Below are 22,018 nucleotides of genomic sequence, written 5' to 3'. Positions count from 1 at the left end.
GAGGCGGCTTGCTGCGGCATGACCGACGAGATGACAGATGTTTTTGATCGGCCAGTACGACTCGCCCTTTGTCCGTCGGACCGCGATCGCGCTGCGGCTCTATGGGTTGCCGTTCGAGCATAAGCCGTGGTCGACCTTCGGCGATGCGGAGAAGGTTGCGGCCTACAATCCGGTGCGGCGGGTGCCGACGCTGGTGCTCGATGACGGCGAGGCGCTGATCGAGAGTAGTGCGATCCTGGATTATCTCGACGAACTGGTCGGGCCGGACAAGGCGATGATCGCGCGCTCAGGCGCCGAGCGGCGCAAGCATCTGCGCATCACGGCGCTGGCGACCGGGCTTGCCGACAAGGCGGTGAGCCTTGTCTATGAGCGCGTGTTGCGCAAGGAGCAGTTGAAGCTCTGGGTCGAGCGCTGCGAGGCGCAGATCGCGGGCGTGCTCGCGGTGCTGGAGCAGGAGCGCGCGGCGGTGCCGACGCCGTACTGGCTGGGCAATCGCATCGGTCATGCCGACGTCGCGGTGGCCTGCGCGCTGCGCTTCACCGGCGAGGCGCATCCGCATCTGTTCGACGCGCGCTATCCGGCGCTCGAGGCCCACGCCACGTGCTGCGAGGCGCTGCCGCCGTTCCAGGAGATCGTGCAGCCGCTGGCGCCGCCGAGCGGTTAGTGGATGGCGCGACCCGCGCTGATTGGCGTGTACCCCTCGCGCGCGGATGTCGCGAGAACGCATGATTATGACTCACAAGCGGCACCACACATTTGCTGTCGTCCCTGCTTTCGCGTGCTTTCGCGGGGACGACGGTTGTGTTTGCGGCGCGCCCGCCAATCTCCCTCAGCAACGCCACGCACTCGCCCGCGACCCCGAGGCGCGCGCTTCGGGCTACCCATTGCTGGTCCGATCTTCTATGGTGAACCGTTCGGGTCGCATGGAGCGAACTCGATAATTCCATGATATCAAAGGCTTAAGGCTCGGATCGAAGCCTTTGGAGGGCGGTTTGACGCGGTATATTTCGACCAGGGGTGAGGCCCCGGTGCTCGGCTTCTGCGATGTGATGCTGACCGGGCTTGCCCGTGACGGCGGGCTCTACGTGCCCGAGACCTGGCCGCAACTGTCGCCCGAGACCATCGCCACCTTCTTCGGCCGTCCCTATTGGGAGGTCGCGGTCGAGATCATCCGTCCGTTTGTCGCCGGCGAGATTTCCGACGCCGAGCTCGGCCGCATGGCCAACGAGGCCTATGCCACCTTCCGCCATCCCGCGGTGGTGCCGCTCGCCCAGGCCGGGCCGAACCAGTTCCTGCTCGAGCTGTTCCATGGACCGACGCTGGCGTTCAAGGACGTCGCGATGCAGCTGATCTCGCGGCTGATGGATCACGTGCTGGCCAAGCGCGCACAGCGCACCACCATCGTGGTCGCGACCTCGGGCGATACCGGTGGCGCCGCGGTCGAGGCTTTTGCCAATCTCGACAATGTCGACCTCGTCGTGCTGTTCCCGAACGGCCGCATCTCCGAGGTGCAGCGCCGCATGATGACGACGACCGGCGCCGCCAACGTCCACGCGCTCGCGATCGAAGGCACCTTCGACGATTGCCAGGCGCTGGTGAAGGCGATGTTCAACAACCATCGCTTCCGCGACCAGGTGGCGCTGTCGGGCGTCAACTCGATCAACTGGGCGCGCATCGTCGCGCAAGTGGTCTATTACTTCACCTCGGCGGTCGCGCTCGGCTCGCCGCAGCGCACCGTCGATTTCACGGTGCCGACCGGCAATTTCGGCGACATCTTCGCGGGCTATGTCGCCAAGCGGATGGGGCTGCCGATCCGGAACTTGCGCATCGCCGCCAACGTCAACGACATCCTGGCGCGCACGCTGAAGACCGGCATCTACGAGGTGCGCGAGGTGCACGCCACGACGTCGCCGTCGATGGACATCCAGGTGTCGTCGAACTTCGAGCGGCTGCTGTTCGAGGCAAGCGGCCGCGACGCCGATCAGGTCCGTCGCCTGATGGCCTCGCTGAAGCAGTCCGGCCGCTTCGTGCTGCCGGATGCGACGCTGGCCGCCGTGCGCCGTGATTTCGACGCCGGCCGTGCCGACGAGACCGAGACGGCGGCCGCGATCCGCGCCGCCTGGCGCGAGGCGGGCGATCTGGTCGATCCCCACACCGCGGTGGCGCTCGCGGTCGCCGACCGCGACACCTCGGATTCCAGGATCCCGAACATCGTGCTGTCGACCGCGCACGCGGCCAAATTCCCCGACGCGGTGGAAGCCGCCTGCGGGGTGCGTCCGCAGCTGCCGGTCTGGCTCGGAGGCCTGATGAGCAAATCCGAACACATCACGGTCATGAAGAATGATTCTGCCGAGGTCGAGCGCTTCGTGCTGTCGGTCAGCCGTGCTGCCAAGCAGGGAGTTGCCTGATGGGCGTTGAAATCACCAAGCTGCCGAGCGGGCTGACAATCGTCACCGACACCATGCCGCATCTGGAAACCGCGGCGCTCGGGGTCTGGGCCGGCGTCGGCGGGCGTGACGAGAAGCCGAACGAGCACGGCATCTCGCATCTGCTCGAGCACATGGCATTCAAGGGCACGGCGCGGCGCTCCTCGCGCGAGATCGTCGAGGAGATCGAGGCGGTCGGCGGCGACCTCAATGCGGGGACCTCGACCGAGACCACGGCCTATTATGCGCGGGTGATGAAGGCCGACGTGCCGCTGGCGCTCGACGTGCTCTCCGACATCCTCGCCAACCCGTCCTTCGTGCCGGACGAGCTGGAGCGCGAGAAGAGCGTCATCGTGCAGGAGATCGGCGCGGCGCAGGATACGCCCGACGACGTCGTGTTCGAGCATCTCAACGAGCTCTGCTATCCGGAGCAGCCGATGGGGCGCTCGCTGCTCGGCACCGCCAAGACGCTGAAGGTCTTCGATCGCGACATGCTGCGCGGCTATCTCTCGACGCATTACCGCGCCCCCGACATGGTGGTCGCGGCCGCCGGCGCGGTCGATCACGCGCGGATCGTCGAGGACGTCACGCAGAAGTTTGCGAGCTTCGACGCCACCCCGGCGCCGAAGCCGCAGGTCGCGATGTTCGGCAAAGGCGGCTCGCGGGTGGTGCATCGCGATCTCGAGCAGGCGCATCTGACGCTGGCGCTCGAAGGCGTGCCGCAGACCGACCCGTCGCTGTTCTCGCTGCAGGTCTTCACCAACACGCTCGGCGGCGGGATGTCGTCGCGGCTGTTCCAGGAGGTGCGCGAAAAGCGCGGGCTGTGCTACTCGATCTATACCTTCCACGCGCCCTACACTGACACCGGCTTCTTCGGCCTCTACACCGGGACCGATCCGGCCGATGCGCCGGAAATGATGGAAGTCATCGTCGACGTCATCAACGACGCGGTCGAAACCCTGACCGAGGCCGAGGTCGCCCGCGCCAAGGCGCAGATGAAGGCCGGCCTGTTGATGGCGCTGGAAAGCTGTTCATCGCGGGCCGAACAATTGGCACGCCATGTGCTAGCCTATGGCCGGCCGCAGACGGTGGAAGAACTGGTGGCCCGGATCGACGCGGTCAGCGTCGAATCGAGCCGCAACGCCGCCCGTGCCCTGCTGGCGCGCAGCCGGCCCGCCGTTGTCGCGCTCGGCAGCGGCAGGGGTCTGGACACGGCGGTGGCTTTTGCGGAAGGATTGACGAATTCGAAGGCAAAGACGCTGTTGCATTGAGTATTCTGCTTACCTCGCCCCGCGCTTGCGGGGAGAGCATAGGCCGCCTACCGGCGGCCGTTGACGGACATACGCCGAGGCGGAACCTCAGCTATGGCCGAAGGCTTCGGGTGAGGGTAGAGCCGCAAGACCGAATCTGCGGTAAGACCCCTCACCCCGACCCTCTCCCCGCAAGGGCGGGGCGAGGGAGAAGTGGCGGGGAGTGTTGGGCCATGGCCCTGTTTCGTTTGCCGTCCAATGGACCCGCTGCACTGATGCCGCGCGGTCACGGGCTCTTGCTGCGCGCGCCGCAGATGTCGGATTTCCCGCAATGGGCGCAATTGCGCGAATTCAGCCGCGCCTATCTCACGCCATGGGAACCGATCTGGCCCTCCGACGACCTGACCCGCGCCGGCTTCCGCCGCAGGCTGCGCCGCTACACCGAGGACATCGCCGCCGACCGCTCCTATCCGTTCATCATCTTCCGCGAATCGGACGGGGTGATGATCGGCGGCATCACGCTCGCCAACGTCCGGCGCGGCATCGTGCAGGCCGGCACGATCGGCTACTGGGTCGGGCTGCCGCATGCCCATCGCGGCTACATGACGACGGCGCTGCGGGTGCTGCTGCCCTCGCTGTTCGGCGAGCTCAATCTGCACCGCATCGAGGCGGCCTGCATTCCCTCCAATGCCTCGTCGATCCGCGTGCTGGAGAAGTGCGGCTTCACCCGCGAGGGTCTGGCGCGGCGCTATCTCTGCATCAACGGGATCTGGCAGGACCACCTGCTGTTCGGCCTGCTGCACGAGGATTTCCGCGGCTGATCCGTAAGCCTTTTTACGGATGGCGGTGCCGCCTTCGATGCCTTGGGTTCGCCGCCATTGCCTTGCTATAACGGCCGCGAAACAGGGAACCCGGTTGGGAAATTTGAGGACATTGATGGGTGAAAGGGTGATCAGGTTCGCGCTCGCAGCGGCGGTATCGATCGGTCTCGGTGCCACTTTGTTGCCTTCGGCAGCTCTTGCGCAGTCGCTGAGCGACCGCTTCAAGAGCCTGTTCGGCGGCGGCTCGTCCGACCAGGACAAGCCGGCGACGCCCGCAGCGCCGCAGCAGCTCAACGATGCCGACGCCGAACTGACCTGCCCGCCGGTGCAGATCCGCTCCGGAGCCTCGACCTATTCGGTGGCCGCGAACGGCAAGGAAGCGGTCGGCAACGACGTCAAGTTCCTGGCCTCGATCACGCGCACGGCGCGGCAATGCAATCTGAACAGCGGCCAGATCACGGCCAAGATCGGTATTCAGGGGCGGATCATTGTCGGTCCCCAGGGCGCGCCACCGAGCATTCAGGTGCCGCTGCGCGTTGCCGTGGTGCAGGGCGGCGTCGGCGAGAAGACCATCATGACCAAGGCCTACACCACCACGGTGCAGATGGACGAAAGCGGCAGCGTGCCGTTCAGCCTGGTCGCCGAGGACGTCGTCTATCCGGCGCCGTCTCCGGCCGACAACGACAATTACATCTTCTATATCGGCTTCGACCCGCAGGCCCTGAAGCCGGAGCCCAAGGCCCGCGCGCCGCACAAGAAGAAGTAACAGCGCGTTTTCGAGCGAAGTGGACGCCGGTTCGCGTGACGAAAACGCGTCAAACGGACGAATTTGGACAAAACAAAAGGCCGGCGCGATGAGCTCGCGCCGGCCTTTTTTAAGGAGTTCAGATAGCGTCAGTTCAGCTTGGAGCGGACTTCGGCGATGCCCTTGCCGACGAGGTCGTCGGCAACCGAGCCCTTGACCGACTGCGACAGGATGGTCGAGGCGGCCGTCACCGCGGCGTTGGCCGCGGCGGCGCGGACATCGGCCACGGCCTGGGCCTCGGCCTGGGCGATCTTGCTCTCGGCGGTCTTGGTCCGCCGCGCGACAAAATCTTCCATCTTGGTCTTGGCTTCGGCCGCGATCCGTTCGGCTTCGACCTTGGCGTTGGAGATGATCTCCTCGGCCTCGCGCTCCGCGCTGGCGCGGCGCGCCTTGTACTCGCCGAGCAGCTTGTTGGCCTCGTCCTTCAGACGGCGGGCGTCTTCCAGCTCGGCCTTGATGCGCTCGGCGCGGTGGTCGAGCGCCGTCAGCAGGGTGCGATGAACGCCGAGATAGCCGAACACGACCAGCAGAAGGACGAAGGCGATCGCAACCCAGGTTTCCGGTTCGTAAAACATCGTCTATCCCTTCAGCGACGCGTCGACGGCGCTGTTGACCGCATTGGCGTCCGGCGTGACGCCGGCAAGTTGCTGGACGATGGCGCCGGCCGCATCCGCCGCGATGCCGCGGACGTTGCTCATGGCGTTGGTCCTCGTCGTTGCGATCTGCTTCTCGGCGTCGGCGAGCTTTGCCGCCAGCTTCTCTTCCAGCGCCTTGCGCTCGGCTTCCGAGGCCGCGTTCAGCTTTTCGCGGGTCTCGTTGCCGATCGCCTGCGCGTTGGCGCGCGCATTCGCCAGCTCGGTCTCGTAGGCCTTCAGCGCCGCGTCGGACTCGTCCTTCAGCTTCTGCGCCTCGGCCAGATCGCCCTCGATCTTGTTCTGACGTGCATCGATCGTCCCGCCGACGCGCGGCAGGGCGATACGCGACACGATCAGGTAGAGCGCGACAAATGCAATCGCCAGCGAGACCAGCTGCGAGGCGAAGTTGGACGAATCGAACGGCGGAAAGGCTCCGCCGTGATGTCCGCCGTCGGTCTCGGTGTGGGCGCCGGCTTTCTGGCCTTTTGCCTCGCCATGACTCTCAGCCATGGTGTTCTCCTGTTGCTGTCATGCGCGCCGCCCTTGGAACGAACCTTGGGCGGCGCGAAGGGGTTACCGCAAAGCGGAACCGCGTTACCGCAGAGCGGAACCGGCGTGCCGCTCAGAGCGGAACGAACAGCAGGAGCAGCGCGATCAGCAGCGAGAAGATGCCGAGCGCTTCGGTCACGGCGAAGCCGAAGATCAGGTTGCCGAACTGGCCCTGAGCGGCCGACGGGTTACGCACCGCAGCGGCGAGGTAGTTGCCGAAGATGATGCCCACGCCGACGCCCGCGCCGCCCATGCCGATGCACGCGATGCCCGCGCCGATAAGTTTTGCTGCTGCCGGTTCCATATGTAGCTCCTTGAGAAAGATAGACAGATTGGTGGGTGGAGATTCCCCGGACCGCTTAGTGTCCCGGATGAATGGCGTCGTTGAGGTAGATGCAGGTCAGGATCGCGAACACGTAGGCCTGCAGGAACGCGACCAGCAGTTCGAGGGCATACAGCGCAATCGTGAGCGCCAGCGGCAGCACGCCGCCGACCCAGCCGAGCGCGCCCAGCGAGAAGCCGAGCATCGCGACGAAGCCCGCGAACACCTTCAATGCGATGTGGCCGGCCAGCATGTTGGCGAACAGACGAACGCTGTGCGAGACCGGCCGCAGGAAGAACGACAGGATCTCGATGAACATGACCAGCGGCAGGATGTAGATCGGAACGCCGTGGGGGACGAAGATGCTGAAGAATTTCAGGCCGTTCTTGTAGACGCCGTAGATCAGGACGGTGAAGAACACCAAAAGCGCGAGCGCCGCGGTGACGATCAGGTGGCTCGCGATCGTGAAGGTGTAGGGGATGACGCCGACCAGGTTCGAGACGCAGAGGAACATGAAGAGCGAGAAGATCAGCGGGAAGAACTTCATGCCTTCCGCGCCAGCCGTGCTGCGAATCGTGGTGGCGACGAACTCGTAGGAGATCTCGGCGACCGACTGCAGCCGTCCCGGAACCAGTTCCCGGCCGCTCGCCAGCATCAGCAGCGCAATCAGCAGCACCGCGATGAGCATGAAGAGCGAGGAATTGGTGAAGGCGATCGTGTGATTGCCGATGTGGCCGAGCGTGAAGAGGGGCTCGATATTGAACTGGTGGATCGGGTCGATTTTCATCCGCGCGGCTCTTGGTCCACCGGCTATCGTGCCGGTAATCGAATTTCAAATGTCGTGACTTCCCGCCAGCGCTCAGCGCTTGCCCGAGGCCACGCCCGCGGACCTCACCACGTTGACCACCCCGGCGACGAAGCCGAGCAGCGTTAACACGATGAAGCCGAATGGCGACGTCGACAGCAAACGGTCGAACCCCCAGCCAATCGCCGCTCCGACGGCAACGCCCGCGATCAGCTCCGAGGAAAGACGAAAACCGAGCGCCATAGCCGAAGCTCTGGCCGCACTGTCCCCGCTTTCATTACCGGATTGATCAGTCTTGCTCCTGCGGCTGTCGCGAATTTCTGACAACCGATGATCGAGACTTCCGAGCCTTGCGGAAAGCGCAGCTTCGTCAGGAGGCGATTGATCGCGACTTCCATTTGCGCCGTCGTTGGTGTTCTCAGCCATGCTGGAAACACTAACCGATGCCGCGGATGATGGAAATTGCGCCCGTCCCCGTCAAAAGCCGCGCGGACCATACTTACCGCGTCTAATCAAGTCAAGATTGCGTCGTAACCAGTTATTGCTTTGATTCTGCTGGTTTTATTTGGAGATATTCAAGGTCAGAGTGACGCAGTGATCGCAGTGCAACAGCTTGCGTGGCATTGAGCGATATTGCGTGGCTATTCCCGCTCTGCTGGGATCGCCGAAAGTCCCGTCCTCTCACGCAGTCAGGTTCCGCATGTCGCGCCAGATCGATTACTACTTCTCGCTGCAATCCCCCTGGGCCTATATCGGCCACAAGCCCTTCGTTCGACTCGTAAGCACTTACGATCTCAAGGTAAATTACCGGCCTGTGCTGCTGGTCGATCTGTTCTCCGAGACCGGCGGACTGCCGCTCGCCAAGCGCCATCCGGTGCGGCAGCGCTATCGGATGATCGAGTTGCAGCGCTGGCGCGACAAGCGCGGACTGAATTTTCATTTGCAGCCGGCCAACTGGCCGTTCAACGGGCGCCTTGCCGATGGCGTGGTGATCGCGATGCTCGAGGCCGGCCTCGACCCCGAGCCGTTCTTGCAACGGGCCTATCCCGCGGTGTGGGAGCAGCAGCTTAATCTTGCTGATCCTGCGACGCTGGTGAAGCTCGCCGACGATGCCGGTTTGCCCGGCCGGCAGCTGGTCGAGCGCTCGAGCACTGAAGCGATCAGCGCGGCCTATGAGCAGAATCGCCAGAATGCATTGGACGCCGACGTGTTCGGCTCGCCCGGATATGTGCTCGATGGCGAGGTGTTCTGGGGCCAGGACCGGATCGAATTGCTTGAAGACGCGTTGAAGTCAGGCCGCAAGCCCTATAGCTCTGTGGTCTAGGGCAGGAATCAGGTTGAGGCGGAGCAAGCCATGCCCATCGCGATGTCACCGTCGAAATTGTCCATCGCAATTGCTGCCATCCTGATCGCAAGCGGCGGCGCGGCGATCGCGCAAACCGTGCCGGACACCGAGAATGGCCGCTACGCCTTATCACCCGCCGGCGATGGTTTCCTGCGGCTCGACACGCGCACCGGCGCGGTGTCGACCTGCACCAATTCCAGCGCCGGCTGGGCCTGTTACATGGTGCCGGACGAGCGGGCGGCGCTGGATGCCGAGATCGGGCGCCTGCAAGCCGACAATGACAAGCTCAAGGATGAGCTCGCCGCGCGCGCACCGTCGGCCAAGACCGACGAAGCGTTGCCGAAATCCGATCTGCTGAAGAAGCCGGAGCCCAAGACCGAGCCGAAGGTCGCCGAGGGCGAGCGCAAGATCGAGATCCCGCTGCCGAGCGACCGCGACATGGATCGCATGATGTCGTTCGTGGAGCGGGCCTGGCGGCGACTGATCGAAATGGCCAACCGCGTGCAGCGCGACGTCAATGGCGGCAAGATTTGATGTTGTGCTGGCGCTGTCTCTCCAGCGTCGTCCCGGCCTAGTGCGCAATTGCGCACGGGAGCCGGGACCCATAACCGCCGCTGGGAGTTGGGTGGCCAAGCTGGCAACTCCAAATCTTCGTAACTGAGGGGCCGCGGAGTATGGGTCCCGGCCTTCGCCGGGACGACATAGTGAGAGTTACAGATGAACTCATCGAGGACCATCACGCACTCGGCGCCATCCTCCGTCGCGGCAACCAGCATCGTGTCGTCGCGCCTGGCGGTCGAAACGTCGGGCGCCGGCTTTACCGACATCACGCGCGAGGTCGCCAAATTCCTGCGCGAGGCGCGTGCCGGCGAGGGTGTGGTCACGCTGTTCATCCGCCACACCTCGGCCTCGCTGACGATCCAGGAGAATGCCGATCCGACCGTGCTGGTCGATCTGAAGACGGCGCTCGACCGCGCAGCGCCCGAAGACGGCGGCTGGCGTCACGACACCGAAGGCCCTGACGACATGCCGGCGCACATCAAGACCATGCTGACGGCGACCTCGCTGCAGGTCCCCGTGCTCGACGGTCAGATGGCGCTCGGCACCTGGCAGGGCATCTATCTGATCGAGCATCGCGCCCGTCCGCACCGGCGCGAGATCGTGCTGCAATTCATCGGCGCCACGCGCTGACGCGCGCGACCTGTCTTTTAAGACGCGGCCTCCAAATGACATCGGCCACGGATCGCTCCGCGGCCGATGCATTCTGATCGCGATGTCGACGGTCAGGTCTTGGTGATGTCGACGTCCTTGGTTTCCGGAATGAACAGCGCGCCGACCACGACGGTGATTGCGGCGAAGATGACCGGATACCAGAGACCGGAGTAGATGTCGCCGGTCGAGGCGGTGATCGCGAACGCGGTCGCCGGGAGCAGGCCGCCGAACCAGCCGTTGCCGATATGATAGGGCAGCGACATCGAGGTGTAGCGGATGCGGGTCGGGAACAGTTCGACCAGCATGGCGGCGATCGGGCCGTAGACCATGGTGACGTAGAGCACCAGGATGAACAGCAGGCCGATGACCGCGGCCACCTGCGGACGGAAGACATCGAACGGGTGCGACATCTTCACGATGCCGGCGTCACCCGGCTTCGGATAGCCCGCCGCCTGCACCGCCGCGAGGATTGCGGGGTTCGACGTCTTGGCGTCCGTATACGGCACTTCCTTGTCGTTGATCAGGATCTTCACCGGCGAGCCGGCCGGGCCCGGCACCGTCGAATATTTCACCGACGATTGGGCTAGGAAGGCGCGGGCGGTGTCGCAAGGCGCGCTGAAGACGCGGGTGCCGACCGGATTGAACAGATCGCCGCAGCCGGCCGGATCCGCAACCACCTGCACCTTGACCGTCTCATAGGCCTTCTCCAGCGCCGGATTGGCGTTGGTCGTGATCATCTTGAAGATCGGGAACAGCGTGAGTGCGCCGATCAGGCAGCCCGCCAGGATGATCGGCTTGCGGCCGATCTTGTCCGACAGCGCGCCGAACACCAGGAAGAAGCCGGTGCCGAGCAACAGAGACCAGGCGATCAAGAGGTTGGCGGTGTAGCCGTCGACCTTCAGGATCGATTGCAGGAAGAACAGCGCGTAGAACTGGCCCGTGTACCAGATCACCGCCTGGCCCATGGTCAGGCCGAGCAGCGCGAGGATCACGATCTTGGCGTTGCTCCAGGTCGCGAAGGCCTCGGTCAGCGGCGCCTTGGAGGTCTTGCCCTCCTCCTTCATCCGCTGGAACACCGGCGATTCGTTCAGCCGCAGCCGGATCCAGACCGAGATGCCGAGCAGCAGCACCGACACCAGGAATGGAATGCGCCAGCCCCAGTCGGCGAAGTCCTTTTCGCCGGTGAGGGTTCGCGTGAACAGGATCACCAGCAGCGACAGAAACAGTCCAAGCGTTGCCGTGGTCTGGATGAACGAGGTGTAGTAGCCGCGCTTGCCGGGCGGGGCATGCTCAGCGACATAGGTCGCGGCACCGCCATATTCGCCGCCGAGCGCGAGGCCCTGCAGTAGGCGCAGCGAGATCAGGATGATCGGCGCCGCGATGCCGATGGTCTTGGCGTTGGGCAACAGGCCGACGATGAAGGTCGACAGACCCATGATCAGGATGGTGACGAGGAAGGTGTATTTGCGGCCGACGATGTCGCCGACCCGGCCGAACACGATCGCGCCGAACGGGCGCACCAGGAAGCCCGCGGCGAATGCCAGCAATGCGAAGATGTCGCGGGTCGCCGGCGGATAGTCCGAGAAGAACTGCGCGCCGATGATGCCGGCCAGCGAACCGTAGAGATAGAAGTCGTACCACTCGAACACGGTACCGAGCGACGACGCGAGGATGACGAAACGCTCATCCTTTGTCATGCCGGCGGGCCGCGCCGAAGTTGCAGTCATAGTGGACATCTGGATTGCTCCCCCCGAAATATTGCTGCCATGCTCGCCCCCGGCTGGCGGGTGAGGCCCGAATAGGCCCTCGGCTTGAGATGAAGGTAACATCGCAGTGAAACCCGCCCCAATAAGACTTTTGGCCTTTTCAGGATCGAACCTATCTTCTGAAGGAAGAGCAGGATGGAACGCCTCCGCAGGCGTCTATTGCGGCGCACAAGCTGCGCGGGTTAACCGCGTTGGCATCTGGTATTATCAAGCGCTTGCGTGATACTGCCGCGCGGGCGAAAACCGAGCGACGCGGGTTTGCCTAAAGCCCGCTTGTGGGACTGAGATGACTGCTGCTGCCAATACTCATCTTGTCATCGCCGACGACCATCCGCTGTTCCGCGATGCGTTGCGTCAGGCGGTGTCGAGCGTCGTGAGTTCGGCCACGATCAGCGAGGCCGGATCGTTCGAGGATCTGACCGCGCTGCTGGAACGGGACTCCGAGGTCGACCTGATCCTGCTGGACCTGAGCATGCCGGGGATCAGCGGTTTCTCCGGCCTGATCTATCTGCGGGCGCAGTATCCGGCGATTCCGGTGGTGATCGTATCCGCCAGTGACGATGCCGGGACCATCCGCCGCTCGCTCGACTTTGGCGCTTCCGGTTTCATCCCCAAGCGCTTCGGCGTCGAGACGCTGCGGGATGCCATCATGAAGGTGATGGAGGGCGACGTCTGGGTGCCGCCGGACACCGATCTGTCGGCGGCCGGCGATCCCGACATGACGCGGCTGCGCGACCGGCTGGTGACGCTGACCCCGCAGCAGGTGCGGGTGCTGATGATGCTGTCCGAGGGGCTGCTCAACAAGCAGATCGCCTACGAGCTCGGCGTTTCCGAAGCGACCATCAAGGCCCATGTCTCGGCGATCCTGCAGAAGCTCGGCGTCGAAAGCCGCACCCAAGCCGTGATCGCCGCCGCCAAGATCGCCGGCGGCCAATGGCGCCAGGGCACGCCGCCGACGTAGTCCCGAGCAACTCCAGCTGTGGTTGCCGGGCTCGGGCCACGGCATTGCGAGCCGGCGGGTGGCGCGAAAGCGCGCCCGATGGCACGCTTTCGCGAAGCCATCCAGATCCCATTCAAACTGCGCATCGGTCGAAAACCGAGTATCCTGTCCGGCACCGGCCCGTGAGAGGCCGCGTGCTTTTGGGGAGAACGCCATGATTTCCATCACTCGCGTCGCCGGACTATCTCTGGCTGCGGCAATCCTTCTCGGTATCAGCTCTTTCAATTGCGCTCAGGCCAAGCCCTTGATGATCGTCGGCCTGGACGAGAAGCTGTTGTGGGACGACGACGGCAAGCCGGTGCTGTCCCCGCCCGGCAAGGATCAAGTGCTGATCATCGATCTCGCCGATCCCGAGAACCCGAAGATTGCGGCCTCTCTCCCATTGAAGAACTCGGTAGTCGGCCCCCCGGTCAACGTCGCTATCGATCCGACCGGAACCGTGGCGCTGGTCGCGGATTCGGTCGACGTGGTGAAGGAAGGCGACGCTCTGAAGCAGGTGCCGGATAACAAGATCTATGTGATCGATCTCAAAGCGACCCCGCCCAAGCTGGCAGCGACCATTGCCGGCGGAAAGCAGCCATCAGGGTTGAGCTTCAGTCCCGATGGCAAGATGGCGTTGGTTGCCAACCGCGGGGACAATTCGATCAGCGTGCTTTCGGTCAACGGCACTGACGTCAAGATCACCGACACGATATCGATGCCAGACAGTGTCGCACATGTCGCGTTCGCGCCAGACGGCAAGCACGCGCTGGTCGCGCGTTTTCCCGGGCACAAGATATCGGTGCTCGATATCGCCGGCGACAAAGTCACCTACGCCAAGATAGACCTGCCGGCCGGCCAATGGCCTTACAACGTCGCAGTGACCCCGAACAGCAAGATCGCGTTGACGTCGGACAATGGCAACTCAGGCGCGTCGGACGGCAGCGTCGACACGGCCAGCGTCATCGATCTCGAAGCGAAGCCGCCGCGCATCATCGATCGCGTGGTGGTCGGCGATGGACCGGAGGGGCTTGGCGTCAGTCCGAAGGGGGATCTCGCAGTCTCGGTGATCCTGCGCGGCTCGAACATGAAGAATGCGTTCTTCCATGAGAAGAACGGCAGCGTCTCGGTCCTGAAGATCGACGGCAAGAAAGTGACCAAGACCGGAGATATCGAAGTCGGCGGACTGCCTGAGGCCGCGGTCTTCACGCCTGACGGAAAATACATCCTGGTCGGGAACTACCTCAGCCAGGATTTCTCGATCCTCAAGGTCGACGGAACCAACGTCACCGACACAGGCAAGCGCTTTCAGGTGCCAGGGCACCCGGCGTCGGCCGGAATGGGGCCGAACTAACCCGACGCTTGGCGATCTTGCTGGAGCATGTGATTTTCGGTTGAGCCGGCCACTGCGCAGGCTCGCTTCACCTCTCGCGCTTGCGGGAGGGAGCGCCGTGTCTTTGCCGTGCCTTCATGATGCGATTCGATCCAGTCGCATCATGATCCAATGCGAGATGCGCGCCCGGATTGCGCCGCGGCGCGCTACTCCGCCGCCACCATCTGCTGGGTGCGCCATTGTCCGAGTAGGGCGCGGAGCGAGGCGGGTTTCACCGGCTTGTTCAGCACCGCGATGTTTTCCTCGCGCGCGGCGGCGCGCACCGCAGGGCTGCGGTCGGCGGTGATCAGGATCGCCGGAATGCCGTCGCCGAAGCGGCGGCGGATCTCGCGGATCGCGGCGACGCCGTTGCCGCGGTCGAGATGGTAGTCGACCAGGACGCCGGTGACGCGGCCACCGGCGGCCTCGATCGCGCTGATCGCGCCGTCGGCGTCGAGCACCGCGATCACCTCGGCGTCCCACGCCGTCAGCAGCGTCTTCATGCCGTCGAGGATGGCGGGATCGTTCTCGATGCAGACAATCAGCGAGCCGCTCATCGGCGTCTTCGACAGCGGCGTCGCGGTGGTGACGGCCGCAGTATGGTTGACCGCGGTCGCGACCGGCACGGTGACCGAGAACGCCGAGCCGCCGCTGACATTGGCCGAGATCGCGATGCGGTGGTTGAGCACCCGCGCCAGCCGCTCGACGATCGACAGGCCGAGGCCGAGGCCGCGGGCGATCCGGGCGCCCTGCTCGAGGCGGTGGAACTCCTTGAAGATCTCGCCGCGCTTCTGCACGGGAATGCCGACGCCGGTGTCGAAGATGCTGATCTGGAGCGTGGTGCCGCGGCGGCGGCAGCCGATCAAGACGCGGCCGCGCGGGGTATATTTGATCGCGTTGGAGATGAAGTTCTGCAGCAGCCGGCGCAGCAGCGAGCGGTCGGATTCGACCGGCAGCGAGCACGGCACGAAGCGCAGGTCGAGGCCCTTGTCGCGGGCGATCGGCATGAACTCGATCTCCAGCGAGCGCATCAGGTCGGCCATCCGGAAGCTCGTGATCGCCGGCGTCATGGCGCCGGCATCGAGCCTGGAAATGTCGAGCAGCGCGCCCAGGATGTCCTCGATCGCCTCGAGTGAGTCGTCGATGTTCTCGACCAGGCGCGAATCCTCGCCGCCGTTCTGGCGCTCGACCAGGCTCGTGACGTAGAGGCGCGCCGCATTGAGCGGCTGCAGGATGTCGTGGCTGGCGGCCGCAAGGAAGCGTGTCTTCGAGGCGTTGGCGTCTTCCGCGATGCCCTTGGCGAGCGCGAGCTCCGAATTCAGCCGCGTCAGCTCCTCGGTGCGGTCGCGCACCCGCTTTTCCAGCGTCGCGTTGGCGCGCTCCAGCGCCTCCGCCGCCTCGAAGCTCGGCGTGACGTCGGAGAAGGTGATGACGAGCCCGCCGCCCGGCATGCGGTTGGCACGCACCTCGATCACCAGATGGCGGTCGGTGAAGCGTTCCAGATAAGGCTCGCCCTCGGTGGTGTAGGCGCGCAGGCGGGCCTGCAGCAGGCTGTCGCCGTCGCCGGACGCAGGCGGACTGATCGCGCCCATGAATTCGAGGATTTCGGACAGCGGGATGCCGAGCTGCACCAGATGCTGCGGCAGCCCCAGCAATTCGGAGAACTGGCGGTTGGAACAGATCAGCTGCAGATCGGCGTCGAACACCGCGATGCCCTGGCGCACGTGATTGAGCGCGGTCTGCAGGATCTCGCGGTTGAAGTGCAGGGCGGCGTGGGAGTCGTCGAGCAGTTTCAGCGCGGCCTTGGCCGACACCGTGCGCCGTTGCAGCAGCAGCGACATCACAAGGCGCGAGGACGCGGCCCCGATCGAGGAGGCGATCAACCGCTCGGCATGCTGCAGCAACTCGAAATCGGCCGGAGCCGACGCCAGCAGCACGATGTTGCGGTCGACGGCGAAGGAGGCGAAGGCCTCGCGGGTGCGGTCGGGGCCGAGATATTGCGTCACCGTGCTCTGGATATCCTCCACCGTCACCGTGGTGCGCCAGCGCCGGAAGCTGGGCGCGATCGGGGCCAGCGCGTTGGGCACGAACACGTCGGCCTGCAACAACTCGATCGAGGACGGCGCGCGCGCCAGCGAGAACAGCAAATAGGTGAGGATGTTGAGCGCAAGGCTCCACAGCACGCCGTGCAGCAGCGGCGGCAGGTCGGCGCCGAACAGCGCCTGCGGCCGCAACGCCTCGATCCCGAACGGCCCGTGCTGCAGCAGCATCAGGCCGGTGGTCGAGGTTTCCAGGAAGCTCGGGATGAACAGCGTGTAGAGCCACGTCGCGAAGCCGACCAGCATGCCCGCCATGGCGCCGCGTGCGGTGGCTCTGCGCCAGAACAGGCCGCCGAAGAACGCCGGCGCCAGCTGGGTGATCGCGGCAAACGACAGCAGGCCGATCGCGACCAGCTGGGTGTTGCCGAGCGCGCGATAGTAGAAATACGCCAGCACCATGATGGCGAAGATCGAGAAGCGGCGCGCCTTCAGCAGGAAATCGCCAAAGTCCTTCTGGCCGGCGCTGGCGTCGTCGCTGCGCGGCAAGACCAGCGGCAGCACGATGTCGTTGGAGACCATGATCGACAGCGCGACGCATTCGACGATCACCATCGCGGTCGCCGCCGACAGCCCGCCGACGAACACGGCGAGGCTGAGCAATTGCGAATTGCCCTCGATCGGCAGCGCCAGCACGAACATGTCGGCATCGACCGCGCCGAACGGGAAGATGACGAGGCCGGCGATCGCGATCGGAATCACGAACAGGTTGATGGCGATGAGGTAGAGCGGGAACAGCCAGCGCGCCCGGGTGACTTCGGCGGGCGTCGAATTCTCCACCACGCTGACATGGAACTGGCGGGGCAGCAGCATGACCGCGCAGAACGACAGCAGCGTCATGATCAGGAAATTGCCGATCGACGGCACATATTCGATCGCGCGCACCGCCTCCGGCGTCTTCAGGGCGCGCTCGTAGAGCTCGACCGGCGAGAACATCCAGAAGGTGACGAATGCGCCGGCGGCGATGAAGGCGACCAGCTTGACGATGGACTCGGCCGCGATCGCCAGGATCAGGCCGTGCTGGTGCTCGGTCGCGTCGGTGTGGCGGGTGCCGAACAGCACCGCGAACACCGCCATCGCCAGCGTGACCATCAGCGCGATGTCGCCGATCACGGGGATTTTCGAGAACGCCTGGTCCTCGCTCAGGATGGTCTCCAGCGACGCCGCCACCGCCTTGAGCTGCAGCGCGATGTAGGGCACCGAGCCGATGATCGCGATCAGTGCCACGGTCGCCGCCACCGCCTGGCTCTTGCCGTAGCGCGCGGCGATGAAGTCGGCGATCGAGGTGATGTTCTGCGACTTGGCGAGCGCGATCACCCGGCGCAGCAGCGGCGTGCACAATCCGACCATCACGATCGGGCCGACATAGATCGCCAGGAAGTCGATGCTGGTGCGGGTGGCGAAGCCGACCGAGCCGAAGAAGGTCCAGGAGGTGCAGTAGATCGCCAGCGACAGCGGATAGATCCACTGGCTGGCGCGGCCGCGCTCGCCCGGCGAGCTGCGGTCGCCGCGGCTGGCAATGAAGAACAACAATCCGATGTAGGCGAACGCCGTGGCGATTACGCCCCAGTCGTGCAGCATCGCTGCTCATCTCCTGTCCCGGCCGCTGGGGAAGGGCCGGTTGTCAGGATTATAACGCAAAGGACCGGCCGCGCGATGCACGGCCGGCCCAAATTCGGGGTCGGAAGCGGATAGGGTTACTCGGCGGCCAGCGACTTCTGGTGCAGGGGCAGGCCGAGCCGGTCCCAGACCTGGAGCAGCGCCTCGGCCAGCGCGTCGATCAGGCCGTCGTCATGGTAGGGCGAGGGCGTGATGCGCAGCCGCTCGGTGCCCTTGGCGACCGTCGGATAGTTGATCGGCTGGATGTAGATGCCGTGGTCCTCGAGCAGCAGGTCGGAGGCCCGCTTGCACTTCTCGGGATCGCCGACGAACAGCGGCACGATATGGGTGTCGCTCGACATGACCGGCAGGCCGGCGGCGGTCAGGATCGCCTTGGTGCGGGCGGCACGGTCCTGGTGGCGCTCGCGCTCCCAGTTCGAGGTCTTCAGGTGCCGGATCGCAGCCGTCGCGGCCGAGCAGATCGCCGGCGGCAGTGCGGTGGTGAAGATGAAGCCCGGCGCATAGGAGCGCACCGCGTCGATGACCTCGGCGCGGCCCGCGATGTAGCCGCCGAGGCAGCCAAAGGCTTTTGCCAGCGTGCCCTCGACGATATCGATCCGGTGCATCGCGCCGTCGCGCTCGGCGATGCCGCCGCCACGCGGGCCGTACATGCCGACCGCATGCACTTCGTCGAGATAGGTCATGGCGCCGTATTGCTCGGCGAGATCGCAGATCTTGCCGAGCGGTGCGACGTCGCCGTCCATCGAATAAAGGCTCTCGCAGACGATCAGCTTCGGCCGGTCGGGACCGGCGGCGATCAAGAGCTCCTCGAGATGCGCGACGTCGTTGTGGCGGAATATCTGGCGTTCGCAGCCGGCCTGGCGCACGCCTTCGATCATCGAATTGTGGTTCAGCGCGTCCGACAGGATCAGGCAGTTCGGGATCAGCTTGGCGAGCGTCGAGATGCCGGTCTGGTTCGAGACATAGCCCGAGGTAAACAGCAGCGAGGCTTCCTTGCCGTGGAGGTCGGCGAGTTCCGCCTCGAGCTGCACCAGCGGATGATGGGTGCCCGCGATGTTGCGGGTGCCGCCGGCGCCGGTGCCGACCCGGGTCGCGGTCTCGACCATGGCACCGACCACCTTGGGATGCTGGCCCATGCCGAGATAGTCGTTGGAGCACCAGATCACGACGTTGCGGCTGCCCTTCGGCGAATGCCAGGTGGCGTGCGGGAAGCGGCCCGCGATCCGTTCGAGGTCGGCAAACACCCGGTAGCGCCGCTCGTCGTGCAGGCGGTTGAGGGCGGTATTGAAGAACTGGCTGTAATCCATCGGCAAACCCAGAAAGCGGAACCTGACCGGAACGACTGCTTCTTCTTAGAGCTTTTCCAGCTCTAATGTCCATGCATTGACCCACATCTGGGCATGCGTCGCAGTTGGGCAAATTGCCCTAGCCGGGGCCGTTCGGCTCGATTTCGGTCAAATCGCCGGGCGATGCCTTGCCGCCCGGCCGGGTTCAGGTGGTCTTGAAGCGCAGCATGCCGTCGGCGTGCATTTCGGCCGTCAGGCGGCCCTCGACCAGCATGTAATTGACATGGGCGACCAGCTCACCGGCGGCGAAGCCCATCTGGTGCTCGTCCAGCACGTGCTTGTGGAACACCACGGGCACCAGCTCCTTGGAGGTCTGCGGCACCTCGCGGCAGGCCTCGGCGATCAGCCGGCAGCGCTCCTCATGGTGATCGGCGAGCTGCTTGATCCGGGTCTTCAGCCCGTAGAACGGCACGCCGTGGCCCGGCAGCACCATCACGTCGTAGGGCAGGGTGGTGGTCAGGCTTGCCAGCGAGGCCAGATATTCGCCGAGCGAGTTCTGCTCCGGCTCGACCGCCCAGACGCTGACATTGGGCGAGATCTTGCTGAGCACCTGGTCGGCGGACAGGAACAGCTTGTCGGCCGCGCAATACAGCATCACCTGGTCGAGCGCGTGGCCGCCGCCGGTGATCACCTTGAAGCGCCGCGTGCCGATCACGACCTCGTCGCCATGGGTGAGGCGGTGATAGGACGGCGGCAGCACCGACACGCGCTTCAGATAGTCCTGGCCACGGCCGAGCAGCTTCTCGGTGAGGTCCTCGTCCATGCCGTGGCGGCGGAAGAACAGCCGCTGCGCGTTGCGCCGCTCCTCGGTGCCGCGGTTCTGGTGATAGACCGACTGCAGATATTCCACCTGCGACATGAACAGCGGGCAGCCGAAGCGCTCGGTGATCCAGCCGGCGAGACCGACATGGTCGGGATGCGAATGCGTCACGATCAGGCGGGTGACCTTGACGTGTTTCAGCGGCCCCTCGAACAGCGTGGTCCAGGCCGCGATCGATTCCTCATTGCCGAAGCCGGCATCCACCATGGTCCAGCCGTCGCCGTCGGCGAGCAGATAGATGTTCACATGGTTGAGGCGGAACGGCAGCTTCAGCCGCGCCCACAGCACGCCGGGAGCCACCTCCACGACCTGGTCGTGGCCGGGATGGTTCTCCCAAGGGTATCGCAGTGCCTCCGCCGAGGAGTGCACGGGGTCGGTCTTCGTATGCATGCTACCGGCTTAGCGGCACACGGGCCGCCGCGCCAGCCGAAAAATCAGATAGTCGTCCGGAGAATGGGACGAGAAATCGCCGGAATTCCGTAGATGGGGTAACGGGCCGGCCGCCCGCTCGCTACGGCGCAATTTGGAAGCGCGCTCGCGAGCGGCCTGTTGGTTGGAAGGCGGTCGTCCCTCAAACTGATGGTGTTCAACGGAGTCGGGCAAGCCCGCTCCAAGCATCATTAAGGGACGACCATGTACCACTATGCAGGAATTGACGTGTCTTTGGAATGCTCGAGCGTTTGCCTTGTCGATGGGACAGGCAAGATTTTGCGCGAGACGAAGGTTGCGAGCGAGCCGGCGGCGCTGATCGCCTGGTTCCGGTCGCTGGGTCTGGTACTGGAACGGATCGGGCTGGAGGCAGGCCCCTTGTCGCAATGGCTGTATGCGGGTCTGCGAGACGCAGGGCTTGCGGTCGAGCTGCTGGAAACGCGGCACGTTCGCGAAGCCTTCAAGTCGATGCCGGTGAAGACGGACCGCAACGATGCCCGCCGGATCGCGCAGTTGATGCGGCTCGGCTGGTTCCGGCCGGTGCACTGCAAGTCGGTCGCGGCGCAGGAGACCCGCGCCATCCTGACGGCGCGCAAGCTGCTGCAATCCAAGCTTCGCGATGTCGAGAACAGCCTGCGCGGCATACTTCGCGGTTTTGGCCTGAAGGTCGGTGCGACCACCGAGCGCACGTTCGCCGGACGCATCCGCGAGCTCGTGACCGGCCATCCCGGACTGGAGTTGGTCGCGGCGGCGCTGCTCCAAGCCCATGCGGTGCTGCTGCGGGAGTTCAAGAGCCTGGACAAGCACACCCAGAAGCTCGCCAGGACGCATCCATCCGCCAAGCTCCTGATGACAACGCCGTCCGTTGGTCCGATCGTGGCGCTCACCTATGCCGCGGCGATCGACGACCCGAAGCGCTTCCGCTCCTCGAAGGCCACGGGAGCCCACTTTGGGCTCACCCCGAAGAAGTACCAGTCCGGTGAGACCGACTACACCGGCCGCATCAGCAAGATCGGGGATGCCTCCGTGCGCGAGGCACTCTACCAGGCAGCTCACGTCATGCTGACCAAGCCGGTCAAGAATTGCTCGGCATTGAAGAGCTGGGCGATGCGGATCGCCCGGCGCGCAGGCATGCGCAAGGCCAAGGTAGCGCTGGCTCGCAAGCTCGCCGTGATCCTGCATCGCATGCTCGCCGACACCAAACCGTTCAACCCGATGACCAAGGCCATCTAGCCAGGAGCAGCAATCGGTTCCGGGCGGGCCACGACACCAGGCTCTCCCCGAGCGAAGTCCCTCCGCTGGGACGATGGATCCGGTCAGGCCGCCATCCGGGAAGTGGCTCACGACCACGCAATCCGTAGATTGGCCGGCCGGCTCCTCAATGCACCCCATCAGGCGACGGCCTTCGCGCCGATCCCGT

At 64.9% G+C, this 22,018-nt stretch carries 20 protein-coding genes; 11 read left to right on the top strand and 9 right to left on the bottom strand.

The window, feature by feature from the left end; all coding sequences use genetic code 11:
• Window positions 1-37: 37 nt before the first annotated feature.
• From ACVMB1_RS30355 to ACVMB1_RS30335, 5 genes are all read left to right on the top strand, one after another.
• Window positions 38-664, top strand: a complete 627-nt coding sequence (locus tag ACVMB1_RS30355; protein ID WP_076830954.1) for a glutathione S-transferase family protein — start codon at window positions 38-40, stop codon at window positions 662-664.
• Between the two features lie 328 nt (window positions 665-992).
• Complete coding sequence (gene thrC / locus ACVMB1_RS30350; RefSeq protein ID WP_076831073.1) at window positions 993-2,408, top strand: threonine synthase; 1,416 nt, start codon at window positions 993-995, stop codon at window positions 2,406-2,408.
• Window positions 2,408-3,697: a M16 family metallopeptidase gene (locus tag ACVMB1_RS30345; RefSeq protein WP_076830951.1), complete on the top strand. Its 1,290-nt coding sequence runs from the start codon at window positions 2,408-2,410 to the stop codon at window positions 3,695-3,697. The genes thrC and ACVMB1_RS30345 overlap by 1 nt, the downstream gene beginning before the upstream one ends.
• A gap of 212 nt (window positions 3,698-3,909) precedes the next feature.
• Entirely contained in the window at window positions 3,910-4,497 is a 588-nt protein-coding gene (locus ACVMB1_RS30340; RefSeq protein ID WP_026191927.1) for a GNAT family N-acetyltransferase, read from the top strand.
• Between the two features lie 115 nt (window positions 4,498-4,612).
• Complete coding sequence (locus tag ACVMB1_RS30335; RefSeq protein WP_076830948.1) at window positions 4,613-5,263, top strand: hypothetical protein; 651 nt, start codon at window positions 4,613-4,615, stop codon at window positions 5,261-5,263.
• 128 nt (window positions 5,264-5,391) lie between these two features.
• On the opposite strand, the gene ACVMB1_RS30330 is transcribed toward ACVMB1_RS30335, so the two are convergent.
• The 5 genes from ACVMB1_RS30330 to ACVMB1_RS30310 form a co-directional block, all read right to left on the bottom strand.
• Window positions 5,392-5,877, bottom strand: a complete 486-nt coding sequence (locus tag ACVMB1_RS30330) for a F0F1 ATP synthase subunit B family protein (protein ID WP_076830947.1) — start codon at window positions 5,875-5,877, stop codon at window positions 5,392-5,394.
• A 3-nt stretch (window positions 5,878-5,880) separates the two neighbouring features.
• On the bottom strand, window positions 5,881-6,447 hold the full coding sequence (locus ACVMB1_RS30325) for a F0F1 ATP synthase subunit B (RefSeq protein WP_076830944.1): 567 nt from the start codon (window positions 6,445-6,447) through the stop codon (window positions 5,881-5,883).
• Between the two features lie 112 nt (window positions 6,448-6,559).
• Window positions 6,560-6,790: a F0F1 ATP synthase subunit C gene (locus ACVMB1_RS30320; protein WP_016847054.1), complete on the bottom strand. Its 231-nt coding sequence runs from the start codon at window positions 6,788-6,790 to the stop codon at window positions 6,560-6,562.
• Window positions 6,791-6,845: 55 nt separating this feature from the next.
• A complete protein-coding gene (locus ACVMB1_RS30315; protein WP_016847053.1) occupies window positions 6,846-7,595 on the bottom strand; it encodes a F0F1 ATP synthase subunit A in 750 nt (249 codons plus the stop codon).
• A gap of 72 nt (window positions 7,596-7,667) precedes the next feature.
• Window positions 7,668-8,039: an AtpZ/AtpI family protein gene (locus tag ACVMB1_RS30310; RefSeq protein ID WP_028338953.1), complete on the bottom strand. Its 372-nt coding sequence runs from the start codon at window positions 8,037-8,039 to the stop codon at window positions 7,668-7,670.
• 274 nt (window positions 8,040-8,313) lie between these two features.
• Between ACVMB1_RS30310 and ACVMB1_RS30305 the strand changes: the two genes are divergently transcribed.
• The 3 genes from ACVMB1_RS30305 to ACVMB1_RS30295 all read left to right on the top strand — a co-directional run bounded on the left by ACVMB1_RS30305 (window position 8,314) and on the right by ACVMB1_RS30295 (window position 10,149).
• Complete coding sequence (locus ACVMB1_RS30305) at window positions 8,314-8,937, top strand: 2-hydroxychromene-2-carboxylate isomerase (protein WP_057019439.1); 624 nt, start codon at window positions 8,314-8,316, stop codon at window positions 8,935-8,937.
• 30 nt (window positions 8,938-8,967) lie between these two features.
• The gene (locus ACVMB1_RS30300) at window positions 8,968-9,492 is read left to right on the top strand and encodes a hypothetical protein (RefSeq protein ID WP_076830938.1); all 525 of its coding nucleotides are present in this window, start codon (window positions 8,968-8,970) and stop codon (window positions 9,490-9,492) included.
• 183 nt (window positions 9,493-9,675) lie between these two features.
• Window positions 9,676-10,149, top strand: a complete 474-nt coding sequence (locus ACVMB1_RS30295) for a secondary thiamine-phosphate synthase enzyme YjbQ (protein ID WP_076830936.1) — start codon at window positions 9,676-9,678, stop codon at window positions 10,147-10,149.
• 92 nt (window positions 10,150-10,241) lie between these two features.
• Here ACVMB1_RS30295 and ACVMB1_RS30290 read toward each other — a convergent pair whose 3' ends face one another.
• Complete coding sequence (locus ACVMB1_RS30290; protein ID WP_035631004.1) at window positions 10,242-11,906, bottom strand: MFS transporter; 1,665 nt, start codon at window positions 11,904-11,906, stop codon at window positions 10,242-10,244.
• Between the two features lie 316 nt (window positions 11,907-12,222).
• Between ACVMB1_RS30290 and ACVMB1_RS30285 the strand changes: the two genes are divergently transcribed.
• A complete protein-coding gene (locus tag ACVMB1_RS30285; protein WP_057019436.1) occupies window positions 12,223-12,897 on the top strand; it encodes a response regulator in 675 nt (224 codons plus the stop codon).
• A gap of 193 nt (window positions 12,898-13,090) precedes the next feature.
• Window positions 13,091-14,269 carry a beta-propeller fold lactonase family protein gene (locus ACVMB1_RS30280; protein WP_076830933.1) on the top strand — a complete coding sequence of 393 codons (1,179 nt, stop codon included), beginning with the start codon at window positions 13,091-13,093 and terminating at the stop codon, window positions 14,267-14,269.
• Between the two features lie 185 nt (window positions 14,270-14,454).
• Here ACVMB1_RS30280 and ACVMB1_RS30275 read toward each other — a convergent pair whose 3' ends face one another.
• From ACVMB1_RS30275 to ACVMB1_RS30265, 3 genes are all read right to left on the bottom strand, one after another.
• Window positions 14,455-17,964 (bottom strand): PAS domain-containing hybrid sensor histidine kinase/response regulator, encoded by a 3,510-nt coding sequence (locus tag ACVMB1_RS30275; protein ID WP_456849642.1) that lies wholly within the window; start codon window positions 17,962-17,964, stop codon window positions 14,455-14,457.
• 116 nt (window positions 17,965-18,080) lie between these two features.
• A complete protein-coding gene (gene hemA, locus ACVMB1_RS30270; RefSeq protein ID WP_076831070.1) occupies window positions 18,081-19,310 on the bottom strand; it encodes a 5-aminolevulinate synthase in 1,230 nt (409 codons plus the stop codon).
• 184 nt (window positions 19,311-19,494) lie between these two features.
• A complete protein-coding gene (locus ACVMB1_RS30265) occupies window positions 19,495-20,559 on the bottom strand; it encodes an MBL fold metallo-hydrolase (protein WP_026191925.1) in 1,065 nt (354 codons plus the stop codon).
• Window positions 20,560-20,802: 243 nt separating this feature from the next.
• Here ACVMB1_RS30265 and ACVMB1_RS30260 point away from each other — a divergent pair, with 243 nt between their 5' ends.
• Window positions 20,803-21,831, top strand: coding sequence for an IS110 family RNA-guided transposase (locus ACVMB1_RS30260; RefSeq protein ID WP_057016162.1), 1,029 nt, complete (start codon window positions 20,803-20,805; stop codon window positions 21,829-21,831).
• The last annotated feature ends 187 nt before the right edge of the window (window positions 21,832-22,018 follow it).

This window comes from Bradyrhizobium sp. USDA 4504, assembly GCF_054063995.1.
This window is presented reverse-complemented; position numbering and strand designations above follow the sequence as displayed.